The 11,739-nt window shown below is 55.1% G+C and carries 11 protein-coding genes and 5 tRNA genes; 5 read left to right on the top strand and 11 right to left on the bottom strand.

The features are described from left to right. Positions 1-6 precede the first annotated feature (6 nt). From JI62_RS20635 to JI62_RS20615, 5 genes are all read right to left on the bottom strand, one after another. Entirely contained in the window at positions 7-813 is an 807-nt protein-coding gene (locus JI62_RS20635) for an enoyl-CoA hydratase/isomerase family protein (protein WP_088701978.1), read from the bottom strand. Between the two features lie 69 nt (positions 814-882). After that, positions 883-2,166 (bottom strand): TRAP transporter large permease, encoded by a 1,284-nt coding sequence (locus JI62_RS20630; protein WP_170938610.1) that lies wholly within the window; start codon positions 2,164-2,166, stop codon positions 883-885. A 9-nt stretch (positions 2,167-2,175) separates the two neighbouring features. Next, complete coding sequence (locus tag JI62_RS20625) at positions 2,176-2,736, bottom strand: TRAP transporter small permease (RefSeq protein WP_088701977.1); 561 nt, start codon at positions 2,734-2,736, stop codon at positions 2,176-2,178. Between the two features lie 65 nt (positions 2,737-2,801). Then, on the bottom strand, positions 2,802-3,779 hold the full coding sequence (locus JI62_RS20620) for a TRAP transporter substrate-binding protein (protein ID WP_088701976.1): 978 nt from the start codon (positions 3,777-3,779) through the stop codon (positions 2,802-2,804). A 315-nt stretch (positions 3,780-4,094) separates the two neighbouring features. Then, positions 4,095-4,556, bottom strand: a complete 462-nt coding sequence (locus JI62_RS20615; RefSeq protein ID WP_088701975.1) for a GlcG/HbpS family heme-binding protein — start codon at positions 4,554-4,556, stop codon at positions 4,095-4,097. Positions 4,557-4,748: 192 nt separating this feature from the next. Between JI62_RS20615 and JI62_RS20610 the strand changes: the two genes are divergently transcribed. After that, positions 4,749-5,432, top strand: a complete 684-nt coding sequence (locus JI62_RS20610) for a GntR family transcriptional regulator (protein ID WP_088701974.1) — start codon at positions 4,749-4,751, stop codon at positions 5,430-5,432. A 4-nt stretch (positions 5,433-5,436) separates the two neighbouring features. Here the strand turns inward: JI62_RS20610 and glcC are convergent, their stop codons facing one another. Further along, complete coding sequence (gene glcC / locus JI62_RS20605) at positions 5,437-6,216, bottom strand: transcriptional regulator GlcC (RefSeq protein ID WP_088701973.1); 780 nt, start codon at positions 6,214-6,216, stop codon at positions 5,437-5,439. A 257-nt stretch (positions 6,217-6,473) separates the two neighbouring features. Between glcC and glcD the strand changes: the two genes are divergently transcribed. The 4 genes from glcD (at position 6,474) to JI62_RS20585 (ending at position 10,876) form a co-directional block, all read left to right on the top strand. After that, positions 6,474-7,973, top strand: a complete 1,500-nt coding sequence (gene glcD, locus JI62_RS20600; RefSeq protein WP_088701972.1) for a glycolate oxidase subunit GlcD — start codon at positions 6,474-6,476, stop codon at positions 7,971-7,973. Positions 7,974-8,047: 74 nt separating this feature from the next. Further along, the gene (gene glcE, locus JI62_RS20595) at positions 8,048-9,142 is read left to right on the top strand and encodes a glycolate oxidase subunit GlcE (RefSeq protein ID WP_088701971.1); all 1,095 of its coding nucleotides are present in this window, start codon (positions 8,048-8,050) and stop codon (positions 9,140-9,142) included. An 11-nt stretch (positions 9,143-9,153) separates the two neighbouring features. Next, positions 9,154-10,386, top strand: coding sequence for a glycolate oxidase subunit GlcF (gene glcF / locus JI62_RS20590; protein ID WP_088701970.1), 1,233 nt, complete (start codon positions 9,154-9,156; stop codon positions 10,384-10,386). Positions 10,387-10,471: 85 nt separating this feature from the next. Next, complete coding sequence (locus JI62_RS20585; RefSeq protein WP_088701969.1) at positions 10,472-10,876, top strand: heme-binding protein; 405 nt, start codon at positions 10,472-10,474, stop codon at positions 10,874-10,876. A 96-nt stretch (positions 10,877-10,972) separates the two neighbouring features. On the opposite strand, the gene JI62_RS20580 is transcribed toward JI62_RS20585, so the two are convergent. The 5 genes from JI62_RS20580 to JI62_RS20560 form a co-directional block, all read right to left on the bottom strand. Next, positions 10,973-11,049: transfer RNA gene (locus tag JI62_RS20580), tRNA-Asp, on the bottom strand. 78 nt (positions 11,050-11,127) lie between these two features. After that, a tRNA-Val gene (locus JI62_RS20575) sits at positions 11,128-11,203 on the bottom strand. Between the two features lie 51 nt (positions 11,204-11,254). Then, positions 11,255-11,331: transfer RNA gene (locus tag JI62_RS20570), tRNA-Asp, on the bottom strand. 70 nt (positions 11,332-11,401) lie between these two features. Further along, a tRNA-Val gene (locus tag JI62_RS20565) sits at positions 11,402-11,477 on the bottom strand. Positions 11,478-11,528: 51 nt separating this feature from the next. Next, positions 11,529-11,605, bottom strand: a tRNA-Asp gene (locus tag JI62_RS20560). Positions 11,606-11,739 lie beyond the last annotated feature (134 nt).

Raw genomic sequence — 11,739 nt, 5'->3', positions numbered from 1 at the left:
CTAACGCTAGTGGCCAGACCACTCAAAGGGCGTTTTATTGACAAACTTATTCACCGCCGCGGCGAAATCCCGGCTCATGTAGCAGGTGGTTACCCAGTCGTCGCTAGCCTCTGCTGGGAGTCTTCGCTGCTCTATCGCCCGGCCAATCAGTGCCTTACTGGCCTGAAGCGTCAATGGCGCGCGCTTGGCAAAGGCTTCCGCCAGCGCAGCCACTTCGGCGTAAATCGCATCAGCGTCAAACAGCTGATTTATCAGGCCCGCCGCATGGGCTTCGTCAGCACCAAACAACCTCGCCATCATCAGCGCTTCTTTAGTGCGTGCAACGCCAAGCATGTCGATCATGCGAGTAACATTGTTAATCGAGAGCGTATTGCCCAGCGTTTTGGCAATCGGCACGCCAAATTTCAGCGCTGGTGTGGCGTAGCGGAAGTCACACACCAGCGCAATCGCCGCACCGCCACCGACACAAGCGCCTTCAAGCAGCGCCAGGGTTGGCTTGGGAAAGGTTTCGAGTTTGCCCACCACACGGTCAATGCGCCGCTCATAGCCAATCGCATCTTCAGGCTTACTAAAGCCCGAAAACTGGCTGATGTCGGTACCGGCCACAAAGGCTTCACCACCCACACCGTGAAGAACCACGGCATACACAGTGTCATCCTCGGCCAACTGGTCGCAGTGCTTTTCCAGGGCGTCGTACATCTCCCAGGTCATGGCATTGCGGCTCTGGGGACGATTGAAGCCTATCCAGGCCACGCCACTGCGAACGGCGAATGTAACGCTGTCGACGAGTTGTCGTTCGTTTGTGCTGTTCATCAGCTTCTCCTTTCTGCCGCGCGCTGCCGGACGTTAGCGCCCGACATAGCACGCCCACATGTCGCCTGCTTAGCCATAAACAAAATTCACTAATGCCAGCGCAAACGCGGGGATATAGGTGTTGATCATTAACACGGCGAACAGGACGGCGATAAACCACAGGTTGGTTTTAGACGTAGCCCATACATCTGACTTGGCGATTGAGCAAGACGCAATGAGTACGCTGGCCACCGGTGGCGTTTGCTGGCCGATGGCCAGGTTCAGGGTCACGATCAAACCGAAATGGAGAGGGTCGATACCGACCTCTATAACCAGCGGCAATACAATGGGCACGACCAAGATAATCGCCGCTGCTGAATGCAGAAAAATACCCAAAATCAGAAAGATGACATTGAGCAGCGCCAAAATAAGATATTTATTATTGGTTAACTCGCTGATCTGCATGGCGATTTCTTGAGGTACTCGGGTTTCGGTAAGGTAGCCACCTACCACTGCGGACGCAGCCACCAACAGCATAACCACGGCGGTTTGCACACCAGCACTTTTACAAGAATCAATAAAATTCCTGATAGTGAATTCCCGATAAACCACTGCACTGATAAAGATAGCCACACACACTGCCAGCGCCGCACCTTCGGTCGCGGTAACGAAGCCACCAAAGATACCGCCCAGGATGATAACGGGGATCAGCAGCGCCCAGATTGCATCTTTAAAGGCAATCCAAAGCTGTGAAACCCGGAAACGCCCCTCAGAAGGGAAGTTGTTCTTGCGTGCCAGGTAGTAGCACATTGCGGCTAAACCCATCGCGCCCAGCAAGCCTGGCAAAATACCGGCCACAAACATCTGCACCACTGACTCACCCGACATCACCGCGTAAAGAATCATCGGGATAGAGGGCGGCAGGATAATCGCCAGACTTGCAGCGGATGAAGATATAGAAGCAGCAAACTCTTTTGAGTAGCCTTTCTTGCGCATTGCAGGAATCAGAATACTGCCGATCGCCGATACACCCGCCACTGCCGACCCGGAGATTTCGGCAAAGAAAACCGAAGCGCCAATGGTCACCATCGCCAAGCCCCCCTTGATGAACCCCACCATTGCCATAGCCAGGTCGATCAGGCGCCGCGAAATACTCGAGGCGTTCATAATGGCACCGGCTAAAATAAACAGCGGTATTGCGATAAGCGGAAAGTTGGTCGCCCCCTCAAACATCGTCATGCCAACGGTGGGCATCGCCATGTTGCCGTATGTCATAAAGGTGGCAATGGTGCCGACCAGTGCCAAGGCAACGGCGACCGGCACGTTAATCAGAATAAGCAGTATCAGCGCTATAAATATGTACAGTATCACCATGGTAGCTACTTACCCTCGCTGATGTGTGCTGACGGAGGCGACTTCTTCCGCGTCGATACCGGCTTCTTCAAGTTCATGATCAATAAAGCCTCTGCCTCGAGCGCTTTTAATCACGTCAGGCAGCCGCAGCAGTTCGGCAATAATGAACAGCACAGCAGCGACGGGAATTGCTGAGTGAACCAGTTGCATAGAGACCCCAGGGAGGCTGACCATGCCCACGCCTTCGAGAATCAGCATGACTTGGTAGCTGGCGAGGCCCAGGAAAACAAAGAACCCAATCGTAATGGCTTCAGCTAACAGGGCGATAGGCACCCGAATAGCGGGCGGACACATGTTCAACACGCTGGGGCAGGTTATATGCGCACCTTTTGCGGCTGCTAATGCGGTACCGTAGTAGGTCACCCAGGCCAGCAACGCGGCAGCTAGCTCGTCGTACCAACTGAGTGGCGAGCCCAGATAGCGGGTCACAAAACCAAGTGTCACGACGATGGCAAGCGCAATGACCAGAAAGACCACGATGGCTTCAAGAAACGCAAAATAGGCGTTCTTGAACTTTGTAAAAGTACTCATTGAGACCTCCGAAAGGCGAGGTGCCTCGCCAAGTTGCGACGCACCCCTAATAGAGTGGCGCTTGCTTACTCGCGAAGAGCAGCCACGGCGTCAATCATTTCCTGGCCACCATCCACTTCGTCAGCGAACTTGCTGTAGATGGTCTCAGAGGCCTCAACAAAAGCTTCGAAGTCGACTTCATTCACTTCCATGCCTTCATCGCGCATTTTTATGAGGGTTTCATCATCCAGGCGTTGACCCTCTTCGAGTACGAAGTCCTCCATCTCAACGGCCACTTCTTCGAGTACTGTCCGCACTTCTTCCGGTAAACGATTCCAGCTAGCCCCAGCGGTCAGATAGGCAGGTGTGTATACGTGATTAGAGATAGAGAGGTAGTCTTGAACTTCGTGGAAGCGTGATGAGTAGGTTTGGATGAAGGGGTTTTCCTGGCCGTCCATTGCGCCTGTCTGCAGGGCAACAAACACTTCCGACAGCGACATTGGCGAGGGTGCCGCGCCGTAGCTACGGAACATATCGATACGCCATGTGCCGCCTGGAACCCGCAGCTTTATACCTTCGAGATCTTCTGGGGTAACGATCGGCCGCTTGTTGTTAGTAATCTGGCGAAAGCCGTTTTCCCACACACCAATAATTTTAAATCCGCGCGCTTCAGCAGCGTCATAAAGTGGGCCACGAACGATCTCTTCACGCACGCGCTTCATATGCTCGCGGTCTTCGATCAAGTATGGCATTTCGAACAGCGCAAACTGAGCGGATTCCGAGCTCATCACCGTCGAAGGCAGCGAGAGATCCAAAGAGCCTAAACGTAGGCGACGCATCATCGACTCGTCGCCACCCAGCTGGCTGTTGCCATAGACGTTCACTTCGGCAACGCCCTCAAGACGTTCGTTGGCGAGTTCGGCAAAGCGGTTTGCACTAATTTCAAATAGTGAGCCAGGGCCGCCCACATGGCCAAGTCGAATTTCAGTGTTTGCGTTGGCCGCAGCGGCCTGCAAACCAAAGGTCACAACGACCGTTACGAGTGCTGTTTTGAGCAATTTCATAGTGAACTCCAGGTAACGCATTTGTTGTTGTTAGCAATGTCGCCACCGTGGCTTTGCCACCCGATGGCACCTGCAAAAGGAGACGCCTGAGCAGGCCTACTTGTTATTGATGGGCACTTACTCCGGGGATCCTCTTCCACTTCAATTTGAATTCAAAATTCAAAATTAGGTATTAAACTTTCGTCTCGTCGCACAAATTGCTTTTCAAGCAGCTGATTCTTAAAGAAGTTATTAAAACGTTGCGGTAAATAAAAAAACGGGCAGTGGCTGAATAAGCCATCTGCCCGCTTTTAATCGGCACTTCCCACTCATTTCCTAGTTCGGTTCAAGCCCCCAGTGCAAACCGGCCAACTCAATACCCGCGATGGCTGACTGCTGATCCTCCTCTGACGAAGCACCACTAACCCCCACTGCACCAATCAAGCAGTTTTGTTCATTAAGAATGGGCACCCCACCGGCCACTGCCACAAAATGTCCTTGAGAGGCTGCTGCAACACTGGCAACAAACGCTGTGCGCTCAGCGTTACGTGCGCCAATCACCCCACTGGCAATCCCTATGCCCAGTGCGGCGTAGGCTTTACTCTGGGCAACGGGGAAACGCAACGGAGCACAGCCATCTTCGCGCTCAGCGGCAACCAAGTTCCCGCCGCCATCCAACACGACGATCGTCAGCGGCGGCAACCCCAAATCGCGTGCTTGTTGCATGGCGCCATCGACTATCTTCCTACTCTGCTCTCTGGCGAGCTGCACGCTGCAATGAAATACTTGTCCGGCCATCGGTTTCTCCTTTGTTATTGTCGTAGGCAGTGGTTGGCAAAATGCCACCAAAGGAATATTGAATTCATAATTACTTTTGCAGATCATATAAACAATAGCCACTATACGAATATGGCATCGTGCTCAAATCGATCCAGGTGGTCTGGTTAGCTTGGCAGTAAACCGAGCGCACCACTGACAAGGAACTGACTCATGACAAAAATACTGCAACGTAATTTATATCGTGAAGTGGCCGATAGAATTGGCGACCTGATTGAGCACGGCGAGCTTGCCCCCGGTGAGCGCATCTCTGAAAAGCAGCTGTGTGACCGCTTTGGCGTATCGCGCACCCCGCTACGCGAAGCACTAAAAGTGCTTGCCACCGAAGGACTAATCGAGCTGCTTCCCAATCGAGGTGCACGGGTGGTGCGGCTGACTCTCAAGAACGTTAAAGACACTTATGACCTGATGGCCGCGCTGGAAGGCCTGTCGGGTGAACTTGCCTGTCAACATATTAGCGACGCAGAAATTGCTGCCATTCGGCAACTGCACAATACGATGCTAGTACACTATCGCAACCGCGATTTGATGCCTTATTTCCAGGTTAATAGGCAAATTCACGAAAGCATCTTGGCCGCGTCTAATAACGATGTACTGCAAGAAATGTATAGTAATTTAAGCCAGCGTGTTAAACGCGTCCGTTACTCCAAACAGATGACCGAACGCTACTGGAGCCAAGCGGTAAAAGACCACGAAAATATGATGGCGGCACTTGAGAAACGCGATAGCCAATTGCTGGGCCAAATTCTTCGTGACCATCTATGCAACAAGATTGAAGTGGCCACCTTGGCGGGCGTGATCGATACGGAAGACGATAAGAGTGTGGCCAATAGCTAATCAGCTACTGCCACTCTTCAAGACGCATGGAGGAGCGCTCTAGCCGTTCGTGCTCCTCCTCCAAATCCCGCAGCAGTTGGGTAATGCTGGTGAGGTGCTCCAGCGCCACCTGTTCGGCCTGCTCCGGCTCGCCGTTGACGACTGCCTCATGCAACTGCGCATGCTGCTGATTGATCATCGCTCTGGGCGCTGGCAAGTGATAAAGATGTTTGACCGAGGCAAATACCGAGCTAAGCAGTAAATCCGTCAGGCTCTGCAGCGTATGCACTAACACCGGGTTGTGGGATGCCTGGGAAACCGCCAGATGAAAGGCGTGATCCAGCCTCGCCAATCGCTCGACATCAATGGTCTCTGCGCTTTCCGCGTAGTCAGCCATTTCACGATAGCGCCGGGTGATCAGCACCCGGTCGGCGGAAGTGCCACGGCTCGCGGCTAACCGCGCCGACTCCCCTTCCAGCAGCGCGCGTACCTCTAACAGATCAAACAGCGTACGTGGGTGGTCTTTAAACAGGTGCATCAACGGGCTCTGGTTGCCCACCGGCAAAAGTGTGGCGACCGTCGAGCCATGGCCCTGGCGGGTATCGATAATTCCTTTACTGCGCAGAATTCTCAACCCCTCGCGCAACGAAGCCCGTGAGACGCCGAGCCGATCACACAGCCGCCGCTCAGAAGGAAGTAGCTGGCCGGGGCGAAAAACACCATCAAGAATCAGCCGCTCCAGCCGGGTGGCCACGTGTTCAGGCATTCGCTGTCCGGGTGTCAATACTTGATTCTCCGCAGGCATGACGGTCACTCTCGCTAAACTGTTTTGCCAGCTTGCCACTACTCGCAGTAGAAGACATCTCTGTTTCGCTTCTATATGACAGGGTCGACTAATTACTGGTCTGACCAATGCACCACGACCTAGACAGACGCATAAAAAAAGCCCAAATTGAGCCAACGTTACGAAAAGATAAACACGCGGAAAGAAATGACGCGTGAAGAACAGGCACAGACCGTTTCAGCATTTACCTTTAATGATAATAAGCATGGGATGTCGTAATGAATATCCTCTTTGATGAGCGCCTGGATGGCAAACTTGTTCAGCGCGATAAAGGCGAGGTCTTAACCGACCTGCAGCAAGCCGTTCCCGAAATGACGCTGCTGCATCGCGAAGAAGACCTGCGTCCCTTTGAGTGCGATGGGCTGGCGGCCTACCGCGTGCTGCCGATGCTGGTGGCGCTGCCTGAAACCCTTGACCAAGTGCAAGCACTGCTCAAGCGCTGCCATGCGCTAAGCGTACCCGTGGTCACTCGCGGCGCGGGCACCGGGCTTTCCGGCGGTGCGCTGCCGCTGGAACAGGGCGTGCTACTGGTGATGTCGCGCTTTAATAAAATTCTCAACGTCGACCCGGATGCCCGACTGGCGCGGGTGCAGCCCGGCGTGCGCAACCTGGCCATTTCCGAAGCTGCGGCACCTTACGGCCTCTACTACGCGCCGGACCCCTCCTCGCAAATTGCCTGCTCCATCGGTGGAAACGTGGCAGAAAATGCTGGTGGCGTGCACTGCTTAAAATATGGCCTGACGGTGCATAACGTGTTGCGTGTCGATGTGCTCACCATTGAGGGCGAACACATGACGCTGGGCGCTGAGTCTTTTGATGCACCAGGCTTTGACCTGCTGGCATTGATGAACGGCTCTGAAGGAATGCTAGGCGTGGTCACTGTGATCACCGTCAAGCTGCTGCCCAAGCCGGAAACCGCCAAAGTACTGATGGCAAGCTTCGACGATGTCGAAAAAGCCGGACGCGCAGTCGGCGATATCATCGCCGCAGGCATTATTCCCGGCGGCCTGGAGATGATGGATAAACTCGCCATCAAAGCTGCCGAGGATTTTGTCAAAGCGGGCTATCCCCTTGATGCCGAGGCGATTCTGCTTTGCGAGCTGGATGGCGTTGAAGCCGACGTGGACGACGACTGCGATACCGTGCGCCGTGTACTGGAAGCCGCCGGGGCGACCAATATCCAACAGGCCCGCGATGAAACCGAACGTGCCAAGTTTTGGGCCGGGCGCAAGAACGCCTTCCCAGCGGTGGGCCGCATGTCGCCGGATTACTACTGCATGGATGGCACTATCCCCCGCCGCGAGCTTCCTCGCGTGCTTAAAGGCATTGCCGAGCTTTCCGCAGAGAGCGGCCTGGCGGTGGCCAACGTGTTCCACGCTGGCGATGGCAATATGCATCCGCTGATCCTGTTTGATGCCAATAAAGAGGGCCAGTTAGCCCTTGCCGAAGAGGTGGGTGGCAAAATTCTGGAACTCTGCGTGGCCGCGGGCGGCTCGATCACCGGCGAACACGGCGTTGGGCGTGAAAAAATCAATCAGATGTGCAGCCAGTTCCAGGCGGATGAAATCAGCGTTTTTCATGCCTTGAAAGCCGCTTTTGATCCCCAGCGGCTGCTCAACCCCGGCAAGAACATTCCGACGCTGGCGCGCTGCGCTGAGTTTGGTGCTATGCATGTGCATAACAACGAGCTACCACACCCTGAGCTGCCGCGCTTTTAGCAGCGAGCCAAGCCGAAGCTAAGACAATAATTAGCCAAAACGAATAATGGAAAAGACCAATAGTGGGAAAGACCATGACCGAACGAGCGATTGCCGACCGCGATATCGCTGACGCCCTATGTGAACAGGTGCGCAGCGCCTATGATGCGCGCACGCCGCTACGCATTGTAGGCGGAGATACCCGCGCCTTTTATGGCCGACCGGTGGAGGGCCAGGCGCTACAAATCGCTGAACACAGCGGCATTGTGAGCTACGACCCGGTGGAACTGGTAGTGACTGTGCGCGCTGGCACTCGGCTTAGCGACCTGCAGGAAGTACTGGCAGAGAAGCACCAAATGCTGGGCTTTGAGCCGCCCATGTTTGGTGAAGCGTCGACCATTGGTGGCGCTGTTGCCACCGGCCTCTCCGGCCCACGCCGTCCCTGGGCAGGTGCTGCACGAGACTTTGTGCTGGGCACGCGAATCATCACCCAACAGGGCAAGCTGCTTCGCTTTGGTGGCGAAGTGATGAAAAATGTTGCCGGTTACGACTTGTCGCGCCTGATGGCAGGCGCCCAGGGCACTCTTGGCGTACTTACGGATATCTCCTTTAAAGTGCTGCCTATTCCCACTGCGACGCACAGCCTACGCTTAACGCTTGGGCTGGATGAGGCGCTTAAAAAGCTCGCCGAGCTGGGTCGCAAGCCGCTACCGATTACCGCCGCAGCCTGGCATCACGGCGAACTTTTTTTGCGCTTGGAAGGCGGTAAAAGCTCGGTTAGCGCGACTCAGGCAAGCCTGGGCGGCGAGCCACTTGATGCCAGCTTCTGGCACCAGTTGCGCGACCATACCCACGCTTTCTTTGCCTATGGCGATGGCCAAGCCCTGTGGCGACTGTCACTGCCCCCCAACAGCGCACCGCTAGCGCTGGATATTCCCGAAAGCGATATCTTTTACGACTGGGCCGGCAGCCAGCGCTGGGTGAAAACCACTCTGGATGCAGACACTCTCCGCGCCGCCTGTGCTGCGGTGGGGGGGCATGCCACCTGCTATACCCCCCACGCCCAAGGAGGCGCCGCCGAGCCGTTTACACCGCTCAATACTGTAGTGGAAAAATATCACCGTAACCTAAAGGCGGAGCTGGATGCCCATGGCATTTTTAATCCCGGTCGCCTTTATGCGGCGTTTTAAGGAGAGCTGACATGCAGACGCAATTTACCGATGCCGACCTTCAGAAGCCGCATATTCAAGAAGCGGAGCGTATTCTGCGCACCTGCGTTCACTGCGGTTTTTGTAACGCCACCTGCCCGACGTACCAGCTGTTAGGCGATGAGCGCGACGGCCCCCGCGGGCGTATCTATTTGATGAAGGAGCTGCTTGAGAGCCGCGACGATGACGACCAGGTCACCGACGAGACGCGTCTGCATCTTGATCGCTGCCTGACCTGCCTTAACTGCGAAACCACCTGCCCTTCCGGCGTGGAGTACCACAAGCTGCTCAACATTGGCCGTGCCGAAATTGAGCGACGCGTTCCTCGCCCGGCAGGTGAGCGGGCCCAGCGCTATGCGCTGCGAAAAATGATGGTCGAGCCCAAACGTTTCCAAGCGCTGCTAAAGCTGGGGCAAACCTTTAAGCCACTGGTGCCTAGCAAGCTGCGTAATAAAATGCCCGCAGCGCCGATAGATGCAGGCGCACGCCCGGATGCCAACCGCCATACCCGGCGGGTATTGATACTGGAAGGCTGCGTTCAGCCCGGGCTGTCACCCAATACCAATGCTGCCACTGCGCGGATTTTGGATCGGCTCGGCATTAGCGTCACGCCAGTGGCTGAAGCAGGCTGCTGTGGCGCCGTGGATTTTCACCTCAACGCCCAAGAAGATGGACGAGCCCGCATGCGCGCCAATATTGATGCCTGGTGGCCGTACATTGAGCAAGGCACCGAAGCCATTGTGCAAACCGCCAGTGGCTGCGGCGCTTTCGTCAAAGAGTATGGCTACATGCTCAAGGATGACCCTGACTACGCCGTTAAAGCGCAAAAGGTGAGCACTCTGGCCAAGGATATTGTCGAAATCCTGCGCGATGAGCCGCTGGACGAATTGAGCGTTAACGCGTCACAACGACTGGCGTTCCACTGCCCCTGCACGCTACAGCACGCCCAAAAGCTTAACGGTGCGGTCGAAGGCGTGCTGAGCAAGCTGGGTTTTTCATTGACCCCGGTACAGGATGCGCATCTCTGCTGCGGCTCAGCGGGCACCTATTCGATCACCCAGCCTGAACTGGCCACTCAACTGCGTGACAATAAGCTCAACGCACTGGAAGCTGGAGATCCTGAGGTGATCGTAACGGCGAATATCGGCTGCCAAACCCACTTGGCAGGCGCCAATCGCACGCCGGTACGCCACTGGGTTGAAATCGTCGATGCCGCGCTCAGCTAGCGTTTTACCAATAACGTTTAACCCCAGGCCGCGCAGACTTTAACCGCGCGGCCACTTCACTTTCTCCCTTAACAAGGATTTAAATATGCAAACAAAAGCCATTCTCGCCCAGGCCGACGTAACGAATGTTCTTGATGCCGCGCAGAAAGAGGCTGACAGCAATAGCTGGCCGGTGACCATCGCGGTAACTGACGACGGCGGCCATCTATTGGCGCTGCGGCGCTTGGATGGCGCAGCCCCTTTCAGTGCCGAAGTGGCTACGCACAAAGCGCGCAGTGCGGCGCTAGGTCGTAAAGAGACCCAGGTATTTGAAGAGATGATTAATGGTGGCCGCACGGCGTTTGTCACCGCACCGCTGCAAGGCCTGCTGTCAGGCGGCGTGCCGATTACGGTTGACGGCCATGTGGTGGGCGCTGTGGGCATTTCCGGCGTAAAACCCGACCAGGATGTACAGGTGGCTAAAGCAGGTGTTGCCGCGATTACCGGCTAAAAGCGGTAAATTAAGGCACAGACATACGAAAAAGCCCGGATCGATGATCCGGGCTTTTTTGGAATTCGTTCGGCAAGTGCCGATCTAAATGCTTAATGGCGGACCGGACGAGACTCGAACTCGCGACCTCCGGCGTGACAGGCCGGCATTCTAACCGACTGAACTACCGGTCCACTTAAAAGCACTTCTACAACAAACCATCAGGACTAACAATTATAAGCGGTTCAGAGGCGCTTCTAAAAGGTAGGTGATGGTGGGTGGTACTGGGTTCGAACCAGTGACCCCCAGCTTGTAAGGCTGGTGCTCTCCCAACTGAGCTAACCACCCATCTCTTAACAAACGCTTATTGCGCTTGCTAATTCAGCTTAGCAGTTATCATGGCGGACCGGACGAGACTCGAACTCGCGACCTCCGGCGTGACAGGCCGGCATTCTAACCGACTGAACTACCGGTCCGTTATGCGCATCAAAACTTAATCATACTTTTTACTACACGTTTCCAACCCATTTTAGTTACTACTAAATATGGTGGGTGGTACTGGGTTCGAACCAGTGACCCCCAGCTTGTAAGGCTGGTGCTCTCCCAACTGAGCTAACCACCCATCTCTTAACAAACGCTTATTGCGCTTGCTAATTCAGCTTAGCAGTTATCATGGCGGACCGGACGAGACTCGAACTCGCGACCTCCGGCGTGACAGGCCGGCATTCTAACCGACTGAACTACCGGTCCGAATCGATAACAGCTATTTCAAACAACTAGTTTCAAGTAACTAGCTTAAGCAGATAAGGAGTTGATGCTGGCGGACCGGACGAGACTCGAACTCGCGACCTCCGGCGTGACAGGCCGGCATTCTAACCGACTGA

Origin of the sequence: Halomonas campaniensis, from assembly GCF_002211105.1 — a bacterium.
In the GTDB taxonomy this organism is placed as follows: Bacteria; Pseudomonadota; Gammaproteobacteria; order Pseudomonadales; family Halomonadaceae; genus Vreelandella; species Vreelandella campaniensis_A.
Note: the sequence above shows the minus strand (reverse complement) of the source record. Positions and strands in the feature narration are given on the sequence as shown.

What these genes read in the sequence shown, in the direction of transcription:
- JI62_RS20635 (WP_088701978.1), bottom strand. Translation starts at nt 813, where the DNA reads ATGAACAGCACAAACGAACGACAACTCGTCGACAGCGTTACATTCGCC.
- JI62_RS20630 (WP_170938610.1), bottom strand. Translation starts at nt 2,166, where the DNA reads ATGGTGATACTGTACATATTTATAGCGCTGATACTGCTTATTCTGATT.
- JI62_RS20625 (WP_088701977.1), bottom strand. Translation starts at nt 2,736, where the DNA reads ATGAGTACTTTTACAAAGTTCAAGAACGCCTATTTTGCGTTTCTTGAA.
- JI62_RS20620 (WP_088701976.1), bottom strand. Translation starts at nt 3,779, where the DNA reads ATGAAATTGCTCAAAACAGCACTCGTAACGGTCGTTGTGACCTTTGGT.
- JI62_RS20615 (WP_088701975.1), bottom strand. Translation starts at nt 4,556, where the DNA reads ATGGCCGGACAAGTATTTCATTGCAGCGTGCAGCTCGCCAGAGAGCAG.
- JI62_RS20610 (WP_088701974.1), top strand. Translation starts at nt 4,749, where the DNA reads ATGACAAAAATACTGCAACGTAATTTATATCGTGAAGTGGCCGATAGA.
- glcC (WP_088701973.1), bottom strand. Translation starts at nt 6,216, where the DNA reads ATGCCTGCGGAGAATCAAGTATTGACACCCGGACAGCGAATGCCTGAA.
- glcD (WP_088701972.1), top strand. Translation starts at nt 6,474, where the DNA reads ATGAATATCCTCTTTGATGAGCGCCTGGATGGCAAACTTGTTCAGCGC.
- glcE (WP_088701971.1), top strand. Translation starts at nt 8,048, where the DNA reads ATGACCGAACGAGCGATTGCCGACCGCGATATCGCTGACGCCCTATGT.
- glcF (WP_088701970.1), top strand. Translation starts at nt 9,154, where the DNA reads ATGCAGACGCAATTTACCGATGCCGACCTTCAGAAGCCGCATATTCAA.
- JI62_RS20585 (WP_088701969.1), top strand. Translation starts at nt 10,472, where the DNA reads ATGCAAACAAAAGCCATTCTCGCCCAGGCCGACGTAACGAATGTTCTT.